The sequence below is a fragment of the Nodosilinea sp. LEGE 07298 genome (assembly GCF_015207265.1).
Taxonomy (GTDB): Bacteria; Cyanobacteriota; Cyanobacteriia; order Phormidesmidales; family Phormidesmidaceae; genus Nodosilinea.
Genome location: NZ_JADEXE010000005.1, coordinates 39,269 through 60,194 on the forward strand (window position 1 = coordinate 39,269; position 20,926 = coordinate 60,194).

Sequence of the window (20,926 nt, forward strand, 5' to 3'; positions counted from 1 at the left end):
TGATCCTGACCTGACTCGCTAACAGTGCTAAGTGCAACCCGTAGGGCTAAAGATGTGCCCAGCGAAGGTAACGATTCGGGCATCTTTAGCAGAGGGTTATAATGACTCTATGTCGCTCAAGTTGCCTGGAATCTACTTATGAGCCAGCAGTTGACTCTAGAAATTAGTGATGAAATCTATGCTGACCTCCAGCGTAAGGCTAATGCAGTAGGCATTTCCATAACAGAGTGGATAGTTACTGTTCTCAGCAGACAGGGCGCGGCAGCTAACAGAGTGATGCTGACTCTAGAGCAGCAAGAGCAGGCACGGCAGAAGTTTAAGAGTCATGCAGGGGCAATCAGTCTAGGGTACGCGACGGGTACAGACAACGAAGCAATTGATGCAGACCTTGCAAAAGCTTATGCCGACGAGTATTAACGGCGGGGTTTCTTGGTGCTTTTAGATACATCTGGCTTGCTGTGCTACTTGCATCGTGATGAGCCGCAGCATGAGAAAGCTGTACAACTCGTTGATGATTTAACCAGTGGGCTTTTGACTCACAGCCATGTTCTGGCTGAGTTGGTGGCCCTCGCCCTGGTTCGTCGCCTTCCTCGAACTAAGGTTTTAGAGTTTGTAGTTGACTTGGTTGATAACCCAGACATTGAAACGGTTTGGGTTGATGAGCAACTGCACCGAGAGGCTATGCAGCTTTTACTTGCTCGGCAGGACAAGGGGTATTCTTTGTGCGATGCAGTTAGCTTTGTCCTTATGCGCCAGCGAGGAATAACCAATGGCCTGACGACAGATCGCCATTTTGAACAGGAGGGATTTATTAGACTATTGCCGCCAGCTAGCTAACACCGCGTTGGTGCGGGCGTTACAGAGGTTATCGATGGGTGTTCAAAATTATCTGCCGCCGCACAATTTAGCCGTTAGGACAAAAAATATTGTTGGCGAGCTAAGCGCCAGGGAGCTAGTAATGACAGACAGTAAACCTTACAAAATGGGCCAGTGTAGATGTGGGCAGGTTCAGTTTGAAGTCAGCTCAGAACCCCTCATGACGATGGCGTGCCACTGCACCGGGTGCCAGCAAATGACCGCAAGCGCCTTTAGTTTGAGCACGCTTTATCCCAGCAGCGGGTTCAAAGTAACGCAGGGTGAACCTGCGATCGGTGGACTGCACGGCGCAACGCGTCATTATTTTTGTGCCCACTGCATGAGTTGGCTATTCACGCGCCCCGAGGGTATGGATGACTTCGTCAACGTGCGATCGACGATGATGGATGACGCCCAAACTTACAGCCCATTTATCGAGACCTACACCGACGAAAAGCTGCCGTGGGCAACAACCCCTGCCGTCCACAGCTTTGAAAAATTTCCACAGCCAGAAGATTTCCCGGCGTTGCTCTCTGAGTTTGCAAAACAACGCCATCGCAGCCATGAATCGTAAGCATCAAGGTAACAACTCATATAGCGAGCCCCCCATTGGTTGGCACTGGGTTACAAATCGACCTCCCAGACAATGCCAAAGCCAGGCTTGGTATCGATGTAGGTGGTGTTGGGAGTGAGAAAGCGATCGCTCGTATTGACGGTATTGCCTCTGGCGGCTCTTCTCTGGGCATGCCAGCGTTCTTGGGCGGTGATGCGCGTTACGGTAGCGTCACTCCGTAGCCCTACCGCCAGCCGGGTGCCATCTGGCGAAAGCGCAATACCGCTCAACTGCTGTCCATGTTCAAACAGTTGCAGCAGCTCACCGTCTGGCAGCGACCACACTTCGGCAAAGCCATCGGTATAGCCCACCGCCAGGCGCGTGCCGTCAGCAGATAGCGAGATCGCCGTGATGGTGAAATCGGGATTTTCTACCGCCTGCACCAGCGCGCCATCTGCCGTCTGCCACACAAACGCGGCGGCGTCATTGTGGGCCGCTACAAGCGCACCGTCGGCACTGAGCTGAAGGTTGGTATGAATGATGCCACTAACCTTACCAACATCGGCAATGGCAACGGCGTCAGCAATACTGGCCAGGGGCCAGATATGAATGGTTTCGGTTTCAGCCCTGTAGGCGGCGAGAATGTCACCCTCGGCGGAGGTGGTCAGCTGCCCCATGCCCTGGGAGTCGGGCATCTCGGTGAACTGCTGCCCGTCAGCCAGACGATAAAAGGCGATGCCAATGTCTTGGGCTAGCGCAAAGCCATTTACCAAGGGCAGGGCGGCAAACTCGGCAGTGCGCACCTCGGGGTCGGCCTGCCAGGTGCGCAGCAAATCGCCGTTGTAGTCAAAAAACTCGATGGCTTCTCGACCAACAGCAGCGATTTCAGGCCTGTTGCCCATAAATTTGGCCGAAAAACTCTCAAAGCTGGGCTTGAGTCTAAAGATGCGTTTTCCGCTGGCCGTCTCGTGAACTAGGGTATCGCCGCCTTTGGTGATTAGGTGGGCACCATCGGGCGAAAAGCCAACGACCCGAACGCTACGGCTGCCATTCACCACAGTGAACAGACAGCCGGACTCAACAGCGCAGGTGGTCTGGGCGGCCAGGCGCGGCTCAATCAGCGCTTTCGCCACGGCCCACAGCAAAAAACCGCCAATCAGCACGCCAAATACAGACAGCGTGCCCAATATCCAAAATTTGAAAATAGTTTTTAAGTTTGTCATCTTTTATTTTCTCAACAATATTTTCTCAACAAAAATAACTAGCGGCAATTTGTACAGCTAAGCGATCGCATTCCCCGTTGCCAGCGGCTTGTTGTTCAACAATTTATCAGGCCATGGTGATGGAGCGGTGATGAGAGATGCGCATGGAATGGTCAGCAGACTTAAAAAGTGGCGGTCTTTACCAAAATTTATTGGAAAAACGTCGGCTAAATCAGCGGTGGGCAAGTTTAAGCCCCAGAGCTTTTGAACGCGCTGGGGCTTAGGAGAGTGGTCTTGTTAGGGCTAGAGATTAGGGTTAGCGATCGCACCCCACACTTGCCAATATGCGCTCGGTCAGCTTCTCAGGTACTGGGTCGAGGTGATCGTAGGTCCACTTAAAGAAGCCCACGCCCATGGTCAGCGACCGGAGTTCCAAAATCATGGTTTGCATTTCGGCCTGGGGCAGATGCCCCGTCACCACATCCCAGCCGGGCCAGTCGGCCTTGGCCTCGTAGCCCAAAATCTGCCCCCGGCGACCCGTAATCAGCTTTAACACGTTGGAGGTGTAGAGGCTGGGCACCGAAATTTCGACCAGGGCAATGGGTTCGAGCAGGGTGGGGGTGCAGGCTGCCAGCCCCTCCTGCATAGCGATGCGGGCCGCCTGCTTAAAGGCATTGTCTGAGCTATCGACGTTGTGGTACGAGCCATTGGTGAGCGTCACCGCCACATCCACCACCGGAAAACCCAGCGGCCCGTGGTCGAGGTGTTCGCGCACGCCGGTTTCAACGCTGGGAATGTACTGCTTGGGCACCACGCCGCCGACAATCGTGTCGCTAAAGGCAAAGCCATCGCCGCGCGGCAGCGGCTGAATGGAGAGATACACGTCGCCAAACTGGCCGTGACCGCCGCTCTGGTGCTTGTAGCGCCCGTGCACCGAGTCTTTGGCCTGGCGAATGGTCTCTTTGTAGGGCACCTGGGGCAGGTGGGTGGCCATAGGCAGGTTGTACTTGCGGCTGAGGCGATCGATTGCCAGCTTCAGGTGCACATCGCCCTGGCCCCAGAGAATAACCTCGTGGGTGTCGCCGTGCTGCTCCCAAAAGAGCGAGGGGTCTTCTTCGAGCAGTTTGGTGAGGGCGGCGCTGAGCTTGACCTCGTCGCTGCGCTTGGCGGGGGTAATGGCCAGGGCGTAGACCGGGTCAATCACCGGGGCCTTGGGTAGAAGGGTATCGGGGTTGCCTTGGGGAGTGAGGGTATCTCCGGTCTGGGCACCCTCCAGGCGAGCCACGGCGACAATGCGACCGGCCTCGGCCCAGCTGAGGCTGTTTTGCTGCATACCCATCAGGTCGTAGAGTCCGCCCATGCGATCGCCATTCAGGCTGTCGCCATCTTTCAGCTCACCGCACCAGATCCGCACTAGCGATAGCTTGCCGCCCTGGGGGGTGTAGTAGGTTTTGAGCACCTGGGCCAGGGTGTCGTCGTCGCAGGCAATGCCTCTGCGATCGCAGGTAATGCTGGGTTCGGGCGCTTCTTTGACCAGGGCATCGAGCAAGGGACGCACGCCGTAGTCGGCCAGAGCCACGCCAATAAACACGGGCACAATCAGGTCGGCCCCCAGCTCCATTTTCAAATCGCGGACAATTTCGTCTTCCGGGGGGGTAATGTCCTCCAGCAGTTCTTCGAGCAGGTGGTCGTCGTAGTCGGCCAGGGTTTCGAGCATTTCGGCGCGGGCGGCCTGTTCCTCTGCCTGAAGCGAGGATGGCAGTGGCACAGGGTCAGCGGGGGCACCGGGGTGATAGTGAAAAGCCTGCTCAGTGACCAGGTCTATAAAGCCCACCAGGTCCTGGTTTTGGCGAATCGGGTACTGCTGAGGAATCACCGGGCGAGCGGAAACCTGGCGCAGGGCAGCCAGCACATCGGCAAAGGTGCCATTGGCGCGATCGAGCTTGTTAATCCAGATCAGGTGCGGAATGTCCCAGGTGTCGAGAAATTGCAGCAGGGGTGAGAGGGTGAGCACCTTGTTGGGGTCGGCTTCGCAGACCACGATCGCGGCATCGACTCCCATCAGGGCGTGGTTGGTTTCTTGCTGTAGCTCGACCGAGCCTGGGCAGTCTACGAATGTAAAACAAATGCCGCCGTACTCAGTACTGGCGGCATTTAGTTCGACGGTCATGTTGCGAGCGCGGGCCTCCGGGCAGCTATCGCCGAGGGTATTGCCCTCATCGACGCTGCCCTTGCGGGTTATGGCTCCAGTGACCGAGAGAATGCTTTCTAATAAGGTCGTCTTACCGCTAGAGTAAGCACCCACCAGCGCCACATTGCGCCGACCTGAAAGGACGTTTTGGGTCATCATAAACTCCTTGCCATGTAGCGATGGCATGTAGAGAAAGGCCTACGAAATGCAGGCTGGACGAGCTTGATGTGAAGCGACTCAGCTGTGTCTAACCTCAGATTAACCCGGCACTAAACCCTTGCTTAACCAGGTTCTAGAAAATTCACCTGTTGAAGTTTTGTGGTGAAGACTATCGTGGGTTTTGTCGATGTGTAACGAGGGGCGTAACGTCTGAGTTTTTCTAGAGGGGCACTTCGGCAATATCAGCGATCGCAGGCAAAACCATCCCTCCACCTGTCCCAAATCGCTCAGCCCACCGCTGGCAGCGCACCGCATAGGGGCACTGGGCGCAGTAACCCAAAACTGGATCTACCTGAGGCAAATTGCCGCCGGGGGTAAGCAGGGACGTAAGCTGGTCGGTCAGCCGCCGTAAATCGGCCTCAGTACGACGATGCTGGGCCTTGGTGTAGGCGATCGCAATACTGCTGGGCGGCCCAGTTTGGGCTTCTGCTCGGGCTTCTGCACCGGGAGGGGAGACAAACCAGTAGGTCATTGAGACCTGCTCAGGAGCCAAATCGGTGGTTTCAACCAATAAATAAAGATAAAGCCGAGTCTGCCACTCTTTGGCCAGCTGCGCCTGTTGGGGGGGCCGCTGGTAAGTCTTCCAATCAATAATTTGTCCCTGGTTCGGCTCCAGCACCAGCAGGTCGTAAATGGCGGTCAAGGCGTAGCCGTTAAAGGCCAGGGTGCGGCGGTGCTCGCTCTGGCGAAAGCGATCGGCCTGGGGCACAAACAGCTCTGGTGCAGCGGTCAGCAACCCCTGCACCGCTGCATCCAACGCCGCATCTGCTTTGAGAAAGCCCTCTACAGGCAGGCCCAACTCGCGCTGCTGCATCACCAGGTGAAACTGAGTGCCCCACCGCTGCCGTTCCAGCATCTCCGGGTCGGTGGGCACCGGCACCTGCTCCAGGTAGCCGTACTGATAGCGCCGGGGACAAATTTCTAGCTGACGCAAGTGGCTCTGGGTGAGGGTAAGCATGGGGAATGGGTGCAAGGTAAAAGGTTTAGGGTTTAAGGCTTTGTTTCCGACCCTGCACCTTAAACCTTAAACCCTGTACCCGTCCTCAACCAGTCTCTCAGGGCGCTGCTCTAAACCGCTGCCAGCAGCTTATCGACGTTCTTGGCCGTCTCAAAGAAGTAGGCGGCATTTTCTTCGGGCGTGCCGGGTAAAATACCGTGGCCCAGGTTGAGAATGTGGCCCTGATTGCCCGCCTTGTGAATGGTGTCGAGGATGCGATCGCGAATCAGCGACTGAGAGCCAAACAGGATAGCGGGGTCGATGTTGCCCTGTACGCCAATGCTGGGGCCGAGGCGACGGCGAGCCTCCGCCATATCCACCGTCCAGTCCACGCTGATGATATCGACGCCCGACTCGCCCATTAGGTCAAACACACCGGCGCTGCCGCTGATGTAGAGAATGAGCGGCGTATTGGGGTGGGTCTGCTTCACCTGCTGCACCACCCGCTGCTGGTAGGGCAGCGCAAAGGTGCGGTAGTCCATGGGGCTGAGCTGCCCGGCCCACGAGTCAAACAGCTGCACCACCTGAGCACCGCAGTCGATCTGGTAGCGCACATAGGCGGCGATGTTGTCGGCCAGCTTGCCCAGCAGCGTGTGCAGCATCGCCGGTTCGCTAAAGGCCATGCCCTTGATGTTGGTGTAGCTCTTCGAGGTCTTGCCCTCCACGGCGTAGGCCGCCAGAGTCCAGGGCGAGCCCACAAAGCCCAGCACAGCCGCATCGTTGCCCACTTCGCTGCGCAGGGTGTTCAGAATGGTGCGGATGTAGGGCAGCGCTGTTTCGGGGTCGAGTTCGTGCACCGCGTCGATTTGCGCCTGGGTGCGGATGGGCGGGTCGATGATCGGCCCTTTACTCTCGACGATGTCGAAGGGAATGCCCATGCCCGGCAGCGGCGTCAAAATATCGGAGAACATAATCACCCCGTCGGGGCGAAAGGCGCGCCAGGGCTGCAGCGAGATCTCGATCGCCAGGTCGGCATTTTCGGAGCGATCGCGAAAAGACGGATACTTATCGCGCAGGTCGCGGTACACCTTCATGTAGCGCCCGGCCTGGCGCATCATCCACACGGGGGGACGCTCTAGCACCTCGTGGCGGGCGGCGCGGAGCAACAAAGGGACCTGGTTCACTGCGGTCATGGAAGGCGTCACCAATTTACAAAAACAGCGTTTTTACAAAAGTTACGAAGCGAGAGCTACAAAAGCAACCCTATAAATAACGAAAGCGTAACCGTTAGCTTATCACTCTGTGATGCTCTCTAATTCTTACGGGAAAAGGGGTGCGGCACTTTTTGCATCGCAACATTTGTACACAATTAGCCAGCCCCTAGAGGGCGTTGTTTTAGAGCCAATCGCTCCCGATCCCCAGTCTAGAAAAGGTGCGCTTCGCCGTAGAATTAAAGACTGTGACTCGTTGGCAAAACACAGATTATTCCCATGGACATTGTGAACTTTTTTGAATCCCTGGCTGGCAAGTGGTTCTCTCAACGCACCACCCACAATCTGGCTGGGCAGAGTTCTCAATCGGGTCAGTCTAATCTGGTCCTTGAGTTTTTGCCCGCCACCGATAGCGACCTGGCGGCGGCCTGTGCGCCCTTGAGACATAGCCCTGACCAAATTGCCTGCGGTCTGCGCGTTCACCAGGACAGCCAGATCGACGGTCAGTCCCAAAAAATGCAAAGCACTGCCCTCATGGTCGTTTTTACCCCCACAGAAGCAGGGGAGGGGGTATTAGTGCAGGCCGCTGGGACGTCCGTTCTCCAGGGACGTTACCGGGTCGAAGATGAGGTCCTCTCCATTACCACCCCTACCGAGACCGGACAGGTAGAAGAACGTCTATGGTTTGTAAACCCCAACCTGCGCATGCGCACCAGCGTAGTCAAAGTTGGTGATACCGAACAAATAGCGTCGTTTTGCTCCGAAATTCGGATGGGGGTCAGCAAACCCGCTACCTGACGACCGCAGTCACAATCGTCGTAATGGTAGCCGTCGCCAGCAGACCAAAGGCGAGGTTTACCACCCACTGCGAGGCCTGCTGATAGGCCGCAAAGCGAATGTTGAGTTCCTTGGTTTCCTCGGTCAGCTTTTGGATAGCTTCGCTGTTGCGCTCTACCAAAGCTTCAATGCGATCGAGGCGGTCTGTACTGGCGGCCATGGAGTGCTCTCCCTTATCTACTGCAATTATTGCTCAGAAACTAAAGAAAGTCCCCCGATTGTAAGCGGGGGACTTGTGGTGCTGGTTTTAGTTTTCTGATCGCCCGATTTAAGGGGATGATGGCGGTCTACCATTCGGTGTGATGCTGCCGATTGGCCTCAGTGACCCCGGCTATACCCGCTTGGGTGTGTCACGGCGTTGGCAGGTGATCTGGATGACTGAGCTGCGGACTAGGGAGGGGTCTAATCATCAACTCGTTGCCTTTGCGGCCCAGCACGGCCACCAGGTCACCAGGCTGAAAGTCAACTCCTGGCTCAACTGGAATGGCGGTCCAGTAGGTGGCCTCGTACTTAACCTGATAGCGAGAGCCGGGCCGCAGCACGTCGGCCACCTCGGCGGTGTAGTCTGACCAGGTGCCCTCAAAGACTTGCACCTGATCGTCGTCTTGCCCCCAGGGTACATGTTCGACCGGGCCTGGCTCGAGGGGAAAGTCATCAGGCTCTGGTTGGGATGGGGAGAAGCTGGTCATGGCGATCGCACCTCAGTGCTAAAAAAGTATGGGCTAAGGAAAGTATGGACAAGAAAGCGGGGATAATCTATGGCTCGTGCCCTGAGGTCTCCCCAACGTTTGCCGGTCGAGCAGTAAGATACCACCAGCAATCATCACCATTTATGATGAACCAATTGCGACGGCTGTGACACTGTCGTGGAATGTGAGGATAGTGATTGGCTATGGCAGGGTCTCAGATTGAACAGTGGCAGGAGCCAGAACTTCAGGCAAATCTCCAGACCGATGAATCGGTGGAGGATGCGGCAACGGCGGCAGCCATTACCCTAGCGCCCGCGCCCCCACCGCTGCCGCGCCCTCGATGGCAGCGGCGGCTGGCGATCGCCGCTGGTGTCGGTGCCCTGGGCGGGTTGGGCGGTCTATTGTGGTGGGTTTTTGGGCGCACGCCGCCTGCTCCCCACGTGCTCGACCTGTCGCCATCCCAAAGCCAATACGCAACCGCCAACGCCGAAACGCCCCAGCTAAGCTGGCAGGTAAGCCAGCCCCGCCAGGTCGAAACCATGCTGTTGCGCGGTTATGCTCCCGATGGCACCCTGGTGTACGGTCCTGAGACCTACGACCTCTCCCAGGGGCTACCCGTTAACCTGCTGCCCTACTGCGACCAAACGAGACGCCTGCTGACCTGCCGCGAGGTGCCCCTGGACCTGCGCGAGCCCGGTCAGTACCGCTTTGAACTCACTCTACTGCCCGATATAGCGCTCAACCTGGCCCCAGTGGTGGCTGAGAGCAGCCTGGTTACGGTGGCCGACCTGCCCCAGCCTACCGTGGTCGAACTTGCCCCTGACCAGGTGATTTACTCCGAAGCGGGTACTCAGATTTCAGCCAGCACCGCCAATATGGCCCCCGCCGTTACCGAGGCGGGCATTAGCGTCAGCTGGATTGTTACTAACCCCGAAACCCTACAAGACTTGCTGCTGGTGGTCAAACGCCCCGATGGCGCTACCCTGGGGGGCCGCCGCTTTACCCTGCGCGACCCCGAAAACCCTGCCCAGGTGGCGCTGCCCGACGCGCTACAACCCTTCTGCCAGCTGCAAGACCGGCTGATCTGCCAGGGTGTCCCCACTGGCATGCTCGAGGTGGGCGAGTACCAGTTTGAACTCACCCCGGTGCCGATCAACCTGGGCGATCGCGAGCTAATCGCGGCCAAGCAGAGCGAGGTGGTCACCATCGAGCCGCGCCCGGTGCGCATTGCCTCGTTTACCATCAACGGACGCGAGGCCCAGCCTAAATACCTGGTACCGGTTGAGCCAGGCCAGCAGATCCCTGGGTTTCAGGTGGCCTGGCGGGTCGAAGGCGGATCGACCGCTAAAGTCGAACTGCTGCCATCCCCCGGTACCGTGGGCCTACAGGGTGCCCTGTCGATGCCCTTGAGCCCGGCGGGCACCACCACCGTCACCCTGCGCGTCACCGATGGTCAAAACCCTCCCCTGGTGCGGGCCGTTACCTTTGAAACCTTTAACCCCCGGCCCAACCAGCCCGTGATTATCAACCAGGGTGGCGGCGGTGCCCCTAGCGGTAGTGAGGGCGCTCCAGCCCCTCAGCCTGCGGCCCCAGCCCCAGCCCGCGATCCACTGGGTGAAAGCATGCGCGAGGGGGAGGCCTCCTCTGACGGATCGCTCTCAGATCTGCAAACCCGCCCTCCCGAAGACCTAGATCTGAAATTTTAGGAGAGGGTCGGTCGAAGCGATGGCAACAACGGATCTTGACTCGATAGACTACAGCCCGGTACTGCGATCGCTGATGGCCCAAGTCGGCCTGACTAGCTACCGATCGCTGAGTCAGACCAGCGGCGTCCCCCGATCGTCCATTGATGCCCTGCGCCAGGGGCAGGTAGGTCGGCTGCGGGTATCCACGCTACAGCGACTGAGCGAGGCTTTGGGGGTGCCTTTGGAGACGCTAGTAGCTAAATTTAGCTCATCTGTACCACCCTTAAAGCCAGCCAGCGATGGAGTTGAGGTTATCAGCCAAGTTAACGCTCTACGGCAGGAGTGCGATCGCCTCCAAAACCAGCTTGCTGCCCAAGCCGAGACAGTGCGCCAGCAGGTACAGCAGCAGGCGATCGCGCAGCTAGAGCCCTGGCTCGTGCAGTGGCCCACCGCCGTCCACGCCGCCCAGCAAAAACCCGATTTAACTGCTCAAAAGCTGATTCCGCTGGTGCGGCCCGTAGAAGCCCTGGTACAGCACTGGGGGCTAACCCAAATAGACTCAGTAGGTGCTGAGGTGCCCTTTGACCCCCAGCACCACCAGCCCAGGGCAGGCAACCCATCGCCGGGGCAGCTGGTGCGGGTTAGTCATGCGGGGTATCGGCAGGGCGATCGCCTGCTGTATCGCGCCAAAGTTAGCCCAATCCAGCCCTAAACAGCGGCCCCGACGACAGGCTGCCCCAATTGGTGCCAGCCCAGGGCATTTTTCATCCCTACTGTAAAAATCCCATAAAGTTTTAGATTTGCTTTCAATTCCTTTCGGAATTTGGGCCTTCTCATGGGAATCTTATGCGTGGGTGAGTCACTAACCGGGCAAGCCCAGTCCACCTTCCTATACAGAAACCCACTTTCTAGCTGAACTACTTATATTTGAAAAGCTCCTGGCCCTCGGGCCGGGAGCTTTTCGTTGGGGCAAAGCAATGTTGGATTGTCCCCAACTCCCCTCTACTCGTCGCGCTCTGGCTTGAGCAGGGGAAAGGCAATCACATCACGAATGCTGGGGCTATCGGTGAGCAGCATGACCAGGCGATCGATACCAATACCCTCGCCACAGGTGGGCGGCATGCCGTGCTCTAGGGCAATTAGAAAGTCTTCGTCTACCCCGGTGGCCTCCAGGTCGCCCGCCGCCTTACGAGCCGCCTGCAATTCAAACCGCTGGCGCTGGTCGATGGGGTCGGTTAACTCAGAGAACCCGTTGGCAGTCTCGCGGCCCGCTACGAATAGCTCAAAACGTTCTACTACCCCAGGCTTGCTGCGGTGGGGCTTCGAGAGCGGCGAAATCTCTACCGGGTGATCAATCAGGAAGGTGGGCTGAATCAGCGTTGCCTCAATCTTTTCCTCAAACACCTCGTTCAGCAGCTTGCCCACCGAGTCGCAGTTGCCGATGCCGGGCAGGCTTAGATCTTTGACGGCAGCCTTGGCCTCGTCTAGGGTGGCAAATTGACGAAAATCTAGTCCGGTGTGCTCCTGCACCAGGTCGTGCATTGAGACCCGCTGCCAGGGCGGGGTGAGGTCAATATCGACCCCCTGGTAGGTAATTTTGAGCGTGCCCAAAATGTCTTTGGCCAGGGTCGCCACCAGGTCTTCGGTGAGGGCCATCAGGTCGTGGTAGTCGGCGTAGGCCTGGTAAAACTCGACGCTGGTAAACTCCGGGTTGTGACGCGTTGACACCCCTTCGTTGCGAAAAATGCGGCCAATTTCAAACACCTTCTCAAAGCCGCCCACCACCAGCCGCTTCAGGTGTAGCTCGGTGGCAATGCGCAGGTACAGGTCCATCTCCAGGGTGTTGTGGTAGGTGACGAAGGGGCGCGCCTCGGCCCCTCCAGCCTCGCTTTGCAGCACCGGAGTCTCAATTTCTAAAAAACCCCTATCTTCTAGGTAGCGGCGAATGCCCGTGGTAATCAGCGCCCGCTTGCGAAAGGTGTCGCGCACGGTGGGGTTAACGATTAAATCGACATAGCGCTGGCGATAGCGCTTAGCTACATCGGTCAGGCCGTGCCACTTGTCGGGCAGGGGCAGCAAGGCCTTGGTCAACATGGCATATTCCTGCACCTTGACCGAGAGTTCGCCCTTCTCGGTGCGCTTGATGGTACCGCGCACGCCGAGAATATCGCCCACATCGGTGAGCTGCTTCAGGTGCTCAAAGGCCTTCTCGTCCGTGGCCCCCATGTGCTCCTGAATGGTGGCCTTTTCAAGGTAAAGCTGAACGATGCCGGTTTCGTCTTGCAGGCTAAAGAAGGCTAGTTTGCCAAACACGCGCCGGGCCAAGATTCTGCCGGCCAGAGAAACCTCGGTATCAACCTCTTCACCCGCTTCCAGATCGGCATACTTGGCCTGTAGCTCGGCGGTGTTGGCTGTGACATCCCAGCGATAGGCAAACGGATTTTGGCCCAGCTGCTTGAGATCTTCGACCTTTTGCAGCCGCGCCGCACGAATGTCTTCAAGGCTGGAGGCGCTTTGGCCAGGGCGGTTAGAGTCAGACGACATAGCTAGGGCAAATGAATGGCATACAGTCACAAACCCCCATTATAGGGAACCGTGGCCTTTACACTGCCGCGCGATCGCATCTTGTCAGCCGTTCTCTAAACAGCAATCAGCCCGACTGCTAAACCCGTTCTAACGACAGGGACTTGAGCAGCCAGGCTGAGAGAATTCTGAGGATAGGTGGCTAGAAGTAGGCGTAGGACGAGGCGGTGGCGGCTGCGATCGCAACCAAGCCCTGCCGCACAAACGACAGCAGCAGAAAGGCCAGAATTGGGGACAGGTCAATACCGCCTAGGGGAGGAATGATCGAACGAAACAGGTTTAGGTAAGGATCTGTCAGCTGGCTGAGCACCGAGAAGGGAGGGCTAAACCAGTCCACATTGGGAAACCAGCTCAATAGAATGCGAACGATCAGCAAGATCGTATAAATCGATAGAAAAGTCGTGAGGGTTTGTACCAATATGTCCATCTGAGAACCTCGGCAGTAATCGTTACCAACAATACACGGAACGTCTAGGTCTGTCAGTTAGTGTAACGGTTTGCTTCGCCCAGAGCGTCGCTAACTCGGTAGATTTGCTTAAGAGTTTGTTTAAGAGTCGACGCGAGAGGGGTTTTCCCAGGGGCGCTCAGAGTGGCCGTTGATGCCACCGAGTTGCTGGCGCACATCGTCGATCGCCTCATTGAGCTGGGCGATTTTGGCCTCTAGACCCAGGCGAGCGGCCTCAATGCTGTCTTCGTCGGTATCCTCAAACTCGCCAAAGGCCAGGTTGCTGTTGTCACTGGGCAGCGAGGGTTTGGCCTTAGTCCCCCCCGACTGCATGCGTGAGGCCGCCAGAGCACCAACAATGCCCCCCAGCGCTCCGCCCACAACGGTACCGAGCAAAAACCCGCCGACAAAATTGTCTTGCTGACTCATAGATTGCTATCCACCTATGCCAAAGAACCGATGCCTAGAATACTCTATTGTGTCAGAGTCCAGACATGACTGCAGACCGCGCTCTACCTCTTCTATTCTGACGGATCTTCGGCAAAAGTAGGGCTAGTGGTGAGCGAGTAGGCGGCATACAGCACCTACTCATCGACATCGTTGCAAGGGCTACGTACCAAAGGTGCGATCGCCCGCATCGCCCAGACCCGGCACAATAAACCCGTGTTCGTTAACCGTTTCATCGATCATGGCCGTGTAGATCGTCACCGTGGGGTAGGCAACTGCTAGTTTTTGCAGGGCTGGTGGCGCGGCTACGATCGAAATAATCCTTACCACAGCGGGGTCTATACCTCGCCGGGTTAGCTCATCCATCATGGCCATAATGGTGCCGCCGGTCGCTAACATGGGTTCGCTAATGATGACTCGCGTCGCTGGGTCTATCTGGTCGGGCAGCTTATTGAGGTAGCAGCTCGCCTCCAGGGTTTCTTCATTGCGCACAAAGCCCACGTGGTACACCGAAGCCAGCGGCAGCAACGCCTGAATGCCCGGCATCAGCGCCAGTCCGGCTCGCAAAATCGGCACAATCATCGTTGGCACCTCGGGGTTTATAAAGGTGGCCGGAGCCGGGCCGAGGGGCGTATTCACTGTCATATCCATAGTTGGTAGCCAGTCGCGAATGGCCTCGTAGGTGAGCCAGCGACCCAGTTCTTCCATCGCCGAGCGAAACAGCGGCCCCGGCGTTTCGGCATCGCGGGCGACCCCCAGCCAGTGCTTTACCAAAGGATGCGGCGGAACATAAATACGCAGTTGAAAGGATGACATAGTCCAGTTGCCCGCGAAAAATCTGCCACATCATACCCCGGAGAGCCGTAGGGCCGCGATTAATCGTAGCCCTACGGCTCTCCCTATACGGTCGATTCGGTGTAAAAACCCCGCTTTTACAGAGGTAAGCCACACCTGCCCCCAGGCTTTAGTTCTGTCAAGATAGGCATATCAGCGAAGGAGATAGCAATGGCAAAACGATTTTTTGGTAAGCCTTTTATGAACTGGTACCGCCAGCTACTGCGGAACTCGAAATATCGTTGGGTGGTGTTATTTGGCACCCTGGTTTACCTGGTCAGCCCCATTGATATTTCTCCTGATGTATTCCCTGTTTTAGGCTGGATTGACGATGGCTTAGTCGCCACGATCGCCATTACCGAAATCACCCAAATTTTGCTCGATCGCAAGCGCAATCTGCGCCAGGTCGATGAGACTATTGCCACGACAGAGGCTGTAGATACAAACGAAACCATCATTGATGTCGATTCTGTCGCCGTAATGTAACGTTGCCGAGCCATGCTCATGGATATTTCTCTTGAGCCAAAAAAGCTCGCCATCAAGACAACCTAAACAGCCTTACCCCCCCATTTTCTAAGCAACAAAAAAGTAGGAGAAGCCCTCATGACTAATACTGTGCAAGACCGCGTTAAGACCGAGTGGGAAAAAGCCCAGAAAGAAGGTGGTCAGCGCCTAGAACGGATCCGCGACATTGTTAAAGCCGCTGCGATCGAAACCTTGGCCGAGCTTAGAGAAGGCTCTGGCGAAATCGAAACTCAGGGGCGCAAAACCCTGGCCGAAATGATTGAGCAACTGAAAGCCAACGAGGCTACCGACGCGGCCACCGCTGAAGCCGTCGCCGATGCTGTTGCTGAGGCCGTTCAGGCTGAAGCAGCCCAAGCCGAGGCGGCCTCCACTGAGACATCTGAAGCCAAGACCCCTACCTGGACTCAAATCTTTGCCGACCTGCGCTACCTAGCCAACGATCGCAAAGTAGACTGGGCTCAGCAGCTGCTCGCCAGCCTGCAAACCCACATCGATCGCTTTGACACCGATATGGCTACCGAGTACGGCGATCGCTACAGTCCGTTTCGCACTCTAGTGCGCGGGGTGCGCTCTTTGATCGCTATGGCCTATAGCAAAGTTAGCCAAACCGCTGAGCCCGCCGCTCCCACCCCCGTCCAGATTGAGGTAATTGAGGTGCTGGACGAGGCCGAATCTCGTCAGGATGATTCAACCAGCGCGTAGGTTGACGTTAGTTGTGTGATGAACCCTTAGATAACCAAAAAGCGCTGCGATCGCAGCGCTTTTTTTGTGGCGTCAGCCAAAATCCTGAGAACAGTAACAAACCTGCATCATTAACATTGCGGTCTGCGAACCTGTGCAACGTTTCCTGGCAACGGGTTAACGATCCGCTAAGCCGCTTGGTAGAACAATGAAACTAAGGTTGGGCAGCTAGCTCTGGCCTAACCCACTATCAATAGTCAAAGACCGGCCTTAAAGGCCATCGCAATATCCTTACACTTTGGCGAGTGTTTACCTATGGTTAGCTCTCCTCTCGCCTCGTCGTCTCCGTCACCTCAACGCCAGCAGGTCGGCCGACCAGCCGCTGCCGACCACCAGCTGGCCTTGGCCGTAGCCGATGATGCTTTTCTGCGATCGCTATTAACTGACAGCCTGCCTGCGATCGCCCGCCCCCACGAAATTGGCTCTGTCACTGTCGAAGTCGGCGTACCCCTGCCCACCCAGGGCCGTATGGATGCCGTCCTTACCTTCGAGCACATCAACTGTGTGCTGGCCGGGTCCTATCCCGAGGCACCACCGCCCCCCAACTTAAGTAACCATCGGCAGTACGAAGCCATTACCCCCTGCCATTCAGATCTGTCTACCCTGGCACACAATGTGCCCCTGACTGAAGCCGAGGCACTGCTAGCACGATCGGGCTTTACCGACAGCGATATTCAGCACATTCTCAATTTGCCTAACCAGGGATGGCACAAGTCGTGGTGGTACAGCCTCACCGCCGAAGGCTTTCTCACGGTGCCGTTTCAGCGCTCCATTCGCAGTCGCTGCTATACCGACGGCACGGTCACGCTGCAATTTAAAGACCACTATGCCCAGCAGCGCCCCGAGGGGTTTCACAGCCAGCCCCAAAAACTGCCGGTGATCGTGCATTCAGCCCAGGTTAGTTTTTGCGACAATCTGGCTCACATCAATCTCAGCCGCCAAGCCTTAGCCACGCCTCAGGCCATCTTGATCGCCGACGACCTATCAGAACTAGAGGTAGAGGGCTACATTCGCCAAAACGTCAGTCTCTATCGGCAGCGCAGTCTAGAGCATTTGCTCAACGCCAACTGCCGCTCCTGCGGTCAGGCCAAGTGCCCGCTTCAGGGGGTAGACTCGTCGCCTGTGCTGGCCTGTAGATCGTTTAAGCCCATAGACGTGGGCGTATAAATCTGCCCCGGCGGGTGCAGCATAACCGGCATTTTGCTGGCCGTAGCGTGGCGCTGAATTTGTCCCCAGCTGAGGGTTACAGCTCCGCCCGCCAAAATCAATCCAAACAAGGCCAGGGAGACTTTTTCCTCCGCTGATCCCATAAGGCCATCGACAGCGCCAACGGTGAGCGCTGTGGCCAACAATGGTTGTTTTCGAAACAGCGCTTTGATGGTCAGTCTCCCAATAAATACAAGGACGCAGAGGGGAAATGGTCAGGGGTTAAGGTGCGAGGTTTGGGGTGCGGGTTCAAGGCAAAGCGCCAGACCCTGTGCCTTAAACCTGAGACCTAGACCCTTTCTACCGCAGCCCCAGCCAGGTCACGATCGCCTGCCCAGTCGCCAGCTCAAGCAGCACCAGCGCCACAAACCCAATCATGGCGGCGCGCCCGTTTAGCCGTTCGGCATAGTCGTTAAAGCCCGCCTTGGAGCGTTCAATGGTGGGGGTAACGGTAGGTTCGAGATTGGCCATGGGTGCAGGTAGTGTCATTTATTTTCTTAGACTACCCTATGGATTGTTCATTGTGGCACAGGGTATGACGGCTTCTTTGCGCTTGCCTTGGACGTCAGCTTCGCCCCTTACAATAGAAGCTCAATCCTCGACCCCAAGAAACCGCTGTGGCAGCAACCCCCTCTCAGGCCGACCGGCCCACCCTCATGCTGGTAGATGGCCATTCCCTGGCCTTTCGCTCGTACTACGCTTTTGCCAAAAATGCCGACGGCGGTTTACGGACATCGACCGGCATTCCCACCAGCGTGTGCTACGGCTTTTTAAAGTCTTTGCTCGACATGATGGAGGTCGAAAAGCCCCAGTACGCCGCCGTGGCCTTTGACCTAGCCCAGCCCACCTTTCGCCACGAGGCCGATGCCACCTACAAAGATGGTCGCCCCGAGGCACCGGAGGGGTTTACAGAGGATGTCAAAAATCTCAACGAGTTGCTGGCCGACTTTGGGCTGAATATCTACGTGGCTCCTGGCTTTGAGGCCGACGACGTGATCGGCACCCTGGCGACTAAGGCGCTGGCCGAGGGGTTTTGCGTCAAAATTCTCAGCGGCGACCAGGATTTATTTCAGCTGATCGACCCCGACGAGTGCATTACGGTGCTGCACCTGGGCAACGCCTTTGCTAAAGGGGCTAAGAATGGCCTGGCTCAGGAATTCAAAATTGAGGAGGTCAAGGCCAAGCTCGATATTTTTCCGCACCAGGTGGTGGACTATAAAGCGCTGTGCGGCGACTCGTCAGACAATATCCCCGGAGTGAAAGGCATTGGAGCCAAAACGGCAGCCAAGCTGCTGGCAGAGTACGGCGATTTAGATGCCATCTACGCCGACCTCGACAACATTAAGGGCGCAACCCAGAAAAAGCTGGTCGAAGGCAAAGAGTCGGCCTACCACTCGCGCTACATGGCCAAGATCGTTACCGATGTGGATATACCGATTAATCTGGCCACCTGCAAGCTAGATGGGTTTGACCCCGATGTAGTCATTCCAGCCCTTAAAAAGCTGGAGTTTCAAAACTTTGTGAACCGGTTGGGCAAGCTGCAAATTGCCTTTGGCGGCGCGGCGGCAGGTGAGACCGCTGCCAAGGCCGCTCAAGCCCTGACCACTAACAATACTGGAAACGATCAACCATCCACTAAACCCCGCTTTCAAGATACGGGTGGGGCCGATGTGGCTTTCTTTACGGCGGAGGAAACCGATAATGCCCAGGGCGTAGACGAAGTGGCGATCGCCCCCCAAATCATTACCACCGAAGCCCAACTCTACGAACTGCTCGACATTCTTTCAGCCCAAAAGAACCCCGCCACCCCCGTCGCCTGGGATACCGAAACTACGTCCCTAGAGCCTAGAGATGCCACTCTGGTGGGCATTGGCTGCTGCTGGGGCACCGGGCGCGATCAGATGGCTTACATCCCGGTCGGTCATGCCGAAGGTCAGAATCTTCCTATAGACATGGTGCTGGACAACCTGCGTCCAATTCTCGAAAGCGACGAGTTCCCTAAGGCGCTGCAAAATGCTAAGTACGATCGCCTGGTGCTGCGCCACCAGGGCATTCAACTGGCGGGGGTGGTGTTTGACACTATGCTGGCTAGCTACGTGCTGAATCCTGAAACCAGCCATAATCTGACAGATTTGAGCCTGCGCTACCTTAACCTGGTAGCCCAGAGCTATGAGGATCTAGTGCCCAAGGGCAAGACGATTGCCGATATGGCGATCGCCGACGTCGCTAACTACTGCGGGGCCGACGTTCACACCACCTATCTACTGGTGCCCAAGCTACAGGCTGAGTTAGATCAGGTGCCCGATCTCAACACCCTGTTCACTGAAGTCGAAATTCCCCTAGAGCCGGTGCTGGCCGAGATGGAAAGCACCGGCATTCGAGTTGACCCCGACTATCTAGCCACGTTCTCAAAACAACTCGAAACCGACCTGGCCCGCATTGAGCAAGCCGCTTATGAACATGCCGGAGAAACGTTTAATCTGGGCTCTCCCAAACAGCTGAGCGTGCTGTTTTTTGAGAAGCTAGGCCTCGACAAGCGCAAGTCGCGCAAAAACAAATCGGGCGGCTATTCTACCGATGCATCGACCCTCGAAAAGCTCCAGGGCGACCATGCCGTGGTGGATCTAGTGGTCGAGCACCGCACCCTCTCGAAGCTGAAATCGACCTACGTTGATGCCCTGCCCACCCTGATTCGCCCCGATACCCACCGGGTACACACCGACTTTAACCAAGCGGTAACGGCGACGGGGCGGCTGTCGTCGTCAAACCCGAACCTGCAAAATATTCCCATTCGCACCGCCTTTAGCCGTCAAATTCGAGCGGCGTTTATTCCAGAAAAAGGGTGGCGACTGGTAGCAGCCGACTACTCGCAGATCGAGCTGCGTATTCTTGCCCACCTCAGCGGCGAGTCGGTGCTCGTAGACGCCTACAACAACAATGACGACGTTCACGGTCTCACCGCCAAACTGCTGTTTGAGAAAGACGAGATTACTTCAGAAGAGCGGCGGGCAGGTAAGGTAATCAACTTTGGCATTATCTACGGCATGGGGGCCTCACGCTTTGCCAGGGAAGCAGGAGTAAGCCGTGCCGATGCCAAGACCTTTATCGATCGCTACTACGATCGCTATCCCAAGGTTTTCGAGTACCTACAGCAGATGCAGCGCGAGGCGATCGCCCAGGGCTACGTGCAAACTATTTGCGGCAGGCGGCGGTATTTCAACTTTACCGATGGCAAGCTGCGATCGCTGCGCGGCACTGACCCCAGCTCTATCGATTTAGACTCTCTCCGCCCCGGCGGCTACGATGCCGGATCGCTGCGTGCGGCGGCTAATGCCCCCATCCAGGGCAGCAGCGCCGACATCATCAAAATCGCCATGATTCGCCTGCACGAATTGCTGAAAGATTATCAGGCTAATTTACTGCTGCAAGTCCACGACGAACTGATATTTGAGGTACCCCCCGCCGAGTGGGACGAGCTAGAAGACAAGATCACCGCCGTGATGGAATCGGCGGTGACGCTCAAGGTGCCCCTCAAAGTCGAGGCCCACGCTGGCCCCAACTGGATGGAAGCCAAGTAACAGCGTGGCTGAACCAAGCCTGAGTTCGACAGCGCCAAGTGACCCTTTTAGGGCGTTAACGAAAAATGACAGGCCGCCCAGTGCTCTGGCCCAACATTCTGTAGAATCGGCATGGCTTGTTGGCAGCGATCCTCGCCTTGGGGGCAGCGACCATAGAGTCGGCAGACGTTGGGGTTGGGGTCGATGGG

Annotated in this window: 23 protein-coding genes; 10 read left to right on the forward strand and 13 right to left on the reverse strand. The window is 56.8% G+C overall.

The window, feature by feature from the left end; all coding sequences use genetic code 11:
- The first annotated feature begins 138 nt into the window (after positions 1-138).
- From IQ273_RS01395 to IQ273_RS01405, 3 genes are all read left to right on the forward strand, one after another.
- Positions 139-417 carry a hypothetical protein gene (locus IQ273_RS01395; RefSeq protein WP_194021331.1) on the forward strand — a complete coding sequence of 93 codons (279 nt, stop codon included), beginning with the start codon at positions 139-141 and terminating at the stop codon, positions 415-417.
- A gap of 12 nt (positions 418-429) precedes the next feature.
- Positions 430-837, forward strand: coding sequence for a PIN domain-containing protein (locus IQ273_RS01400; RefSeq protein WP_194021333.1), 408 nt, complete (start codon positions 430-432; stop codon positions 835-837).
- A 121-nt stretch (positions 838-958) separates the two neighbouring features.
- The gene (locus tag IQ273_RS01405; protein ID WP_194021335.1) at positions 959-1,429 is read left to right on the forward strand and encodes a GFA family protein; all 471 of its coding nucleotides are present in this window, start codon (positions 959-961) and stop codon (positions 1,427-1,429) included.
- A gap of 50 nt (positions 1,430-1,479) precedes the next feature.
- Here IQ273_RS01405 and IQ273_RS01410 read toward each other — a convergent pair whose 3' ends face one another.
- The 5 genes from IQ273_RS01410 to hemE all read right to left on the reverse strand — a co-directional run bounded on the left by IQ273_RS01410 (position 1,480) and on the right by hemE (position 7,150).
- The gene (locus IQ273_RS01410; RefSeq protein ID WP_194021337.1) at positions 1,480-2,631 is read right to left on the reverse strand and encodes a WD40 repeat domain-containing protein; all 1,152 of its coding nucleotides are present in this window, start codon (positions 2,629-2,631) and stop codon (positions 1,480-1,482) included.
- A gap of 57 nt (positions 2,632-2,688) precedes the next feature.
- Positions 2,689-2,856 carry a hypothetical protein gene (locus tag IQ273_RS01415; protein WP_194021339.1) on the reverse strand — a complete coding sequence of 56 codons (168 nt, stop codon included), beginning with the start codon at positions 2,854-2,856 and terminating at the stop codon, positions 2,689-2,691.
- Between the two features lie 70 nt (positions 2,857-2,926).
- Positions 2,927-4,957: an elongation factor G gene (locus tag IQ273_RS01420; protein ID WP_194021341.1), complete on the reverse strand. Its 2,031-nt coding sequence runs from the start codon at positions 4,955-4,957 to the stop codon at positions 2,927-2,929.
- Positions 4,958-5,180: 223 nt separating this feature from the next.
- The gene (locus IQ273_RS01425) at positions 5,181-5,978 is read right to left on the reverse strand and encodes a PD-(D/E)XK nuclease family protein (protein WP_194021343.1); all 798 of its coding nucleotides are present in this window, start codon (positions 5,976-5,978) and stop codon (positions 5,181-5,183) included.
- 110 nt (positions 5,979-6,088) lie between these two features.
- Positions 6,089-7,150 (reverse strand): uroporphyrinogen decarboxylase, encoded by a 1,062-nt coding sequence (gene hemE, locus IQ273_RS01430; protein ID WP_194021345.1) that lies wholly within the window; start codon positions 7,148-7,150, stop codon positions 6,089-6,091.
- A gap of 297 nt (positions 7,151-7,447) precedes the next feature.
- On the opposite strand from hemE, the gene IQ273_RS01435 reads away from it, so the two are divergent.
- On the forward strand, positions 7,448-7,966 hold the full coding sequence (locus IQ273_RS01435; protein WP_194021347.1) for a phycobiliprotein lyase: 519 nt from the start codon (positions 7,448-7,450) through the stop codon (positions 7,964-7,966).
- On the opposite strand, the gene IQ273_RS01440 is transcribed toward IQ273_RS01435, so the two are convergent.
- Together IQ273_RS01440 and IQ273_RS01445 are read right to left on the reverse strand one after the other, a co-directional pair.
- A complete protein-coding gene (locus IQ273_RS01440; protein WP_106868794.1) occupies positions 7,959-8,165 on the reverse strand; it encodes a hypothetical protein in 207 nt (68 codons plus the stop codon). The genes IQ273_RS01435 and IQ273_RS01440 overlap by 8 nt on opposite strands.
- 190 nt (positions 8,166-8,355) lie before the next feature.
- Positions 8,356-8,694 carry an NfeD family protein gene (locus IQ273_RS01445; protein WP_194021349.1) on the reverse strand — a complete coding sequence of 113 codons (339 nt, stop codon included), beginning with the start codon at positions 8,692-8,694 and terminating at the stop codon, positions 8,356-8,358.
- A gap of 203 nt (positions 8,695-8,897) precedes the next feature.
- Between IQ273_RS01445 and IQ273_RS01450 the strand changes: the two genes are divergently transcribed.
- Together IQ273_RS01450 and IQ273_RS01455 are read left to right on the forward strand one after the other, a co-directional pair.
- Positions 8,898-10,400, forward strand: coding sequence for a hypothetical protein (locus IQ273_RS01450; protein ID WP_194021351.1), 1,503 nt, complete (start codon positions 8,898-8,900; stop codon positions 10,398-10,400).
- 19 nt (positions 10,401-10,419) lie between these two features.
- Complete coding sequence (locus tag IQ273_RS01455; RefSeq protein ID WP_194021353.1) at positions 10,420-11,091, forward strand: helix-turn-helix domain-containing protein; 672 nt, start codon at positions 10,420-10,422, stop codon at positions 11,089-11,091.
- A 290-nt stretch (positions 11,092-11,381) separates the two neighbouring features.
- Here the strand turns inward: IQ273_RS01455 and lysS are convergent, their stop codons facing one another.
- From lysS to upp, 4 genes are all read right to left on the reverse strand, one after another.
- The gene (gene lysS, locus IQ273_RS01460; RefSeq protein ID WP_194021354.1) at positions 11,382-12,923 is read right to left on the reverse strand and encodes a lysine--tRNA ligase; all 1,542 of its coding nucleotides are present in this window, start codon (positions 12,921-12,923) and stop codon (positions 11,382-11,384) included.
- Between the two features lie 181 nt (positions 12,924-13,104).
- Positions 13,105-13,389 carry a YggT family protein gene (locus IQ273_RS01465; protein WP_035985781.1) on the reverse strand — a complete coding sequence of 95 codons (285 nt, stop codon included), beginning with the start codon at positions 13,387-13,389 and terminating at the stop codon, positions 13,105-13,107.
- 120 nt (positions 13,390-13,509) lie between these two features.
- Positions 13,510-13,836: a hypothetical protein gene (locus IQ273_RS01470; RefSeq protein ID WP_194021355.1), complete on the reverse strand. Its 327-nt coding sequence runs from the start codon at positions 13,834-13,836 to the stop codon at positions 13,510-13,512.
- Between the two features lie 180 nt (positions 13,837-14,016).
- Positions 14,017-14,670 carry a uracil phosphoribosyltransferase gene (gene upp / locus IQ273_RS01475; RefSeq protein ID WP_194021356.1) on the reverse strand — a complete coding sequence of 218 codons (654 nt, stop codon included), beginning with the start codon at positions 14,668-14,670 and terminating at the stop codon, positions 14,017-14,019.
- 189 nt (positions 14,671-14,859) lie between these two features.
- Between upp and IQ273_RS01480 the strand changes: the two genes are divergently transcribed.
- The 3 genes from IQ273_RS01480 to IQ273_RS01490 all read left to right on the forward strand — a co-directional run bounded on the left by IQ273_RS01480 (position 14,860) and on the right by IQ273_RS01490 (position 17,121).
- Positions 14,860-15,174 carry a YkvA family protein gene (locus IQ273_RS01480; RefSeq protein WP_194021357.1) on the forward strand — a complete coding sequence of 105 codons (315 nt, stop codon included), beginning with the start codon at positions 14,860-14,862 and terminating at the stop codon, positions 15,172-15,174.
- Between the two features lie 117 nt (positions 15,175-15,291).
- Positions 15,292-15,915, forward strand: coding sequence for a hypothetical protein (locus IQ273_RS01485; RefSeq protein ID WP_194021358.1), 624 nt, complete (start codon positions 15,292-15,294; stop codon positions 15,913-15,915).
- A 294-nt stretch (positions 15,916-16,209) separates the two neighbouring features.
- A complete protein-coding gene (locus IQ273_RS01490; RefSeq protein WP_194021359.1) occupies positions 16,210-17,121 on the forward strand; it encodes a hypothetical protein in 912 nt (303 codons plus the stop codon).
- Here the strand turns inward: IQ273_RS01490 and IQ273_RS01495 are convergent.
- Together IQ273_RS01495 and IQ273_RS01500 are read right to left on the reverse strand one after the other, a co-directional pair.
- A complete protein-coding gene (locus IQ273_RS01495; protein WP_194021361.1) occupies positions 17,055-17,303 on the reverse strand; it encodes a hypothetical protein in 249 nt (82 codons plus the stop codon). The two genes, IQ273_RS01490 and IQ273_RS01495, sit on opposite strands and share 67 nt — an antisense overlap.
- A 157-nt stretch (positions 17,304-17,460) precedes the next feature.
- Positions 17,461-17,649 carry a hypothetical protein gene (locus IQ273_RS01500; RefSeq protein WP_194021387.1) on the reverse strand — a complete coding sequence of 63 codons (189 nt, stop codon included), beginning with the start codon at positions 17,647-17,649 and terminating at the stop codon, positions 17,461-17,463.
- Positions 17,650-17,816: 167 nt separating this feature from the next.
- On the opposite strand from IQ273_RS01500, the gene polA reads away from it, so the two are divergent.
- Positions 17,817-20,738 (forward strand): DNA polymerase I, encoded by a 2,922-nt coding sequence (polA, locus tag IQ273_RS01505; protein ID WP_194021386.1) that lies wholly within the window; start codon positions 17,817-17,819, stop codon positions 20,736-20,738.
- Positions 20,739-20,926 lie beyond the last annotated feature (188 nt).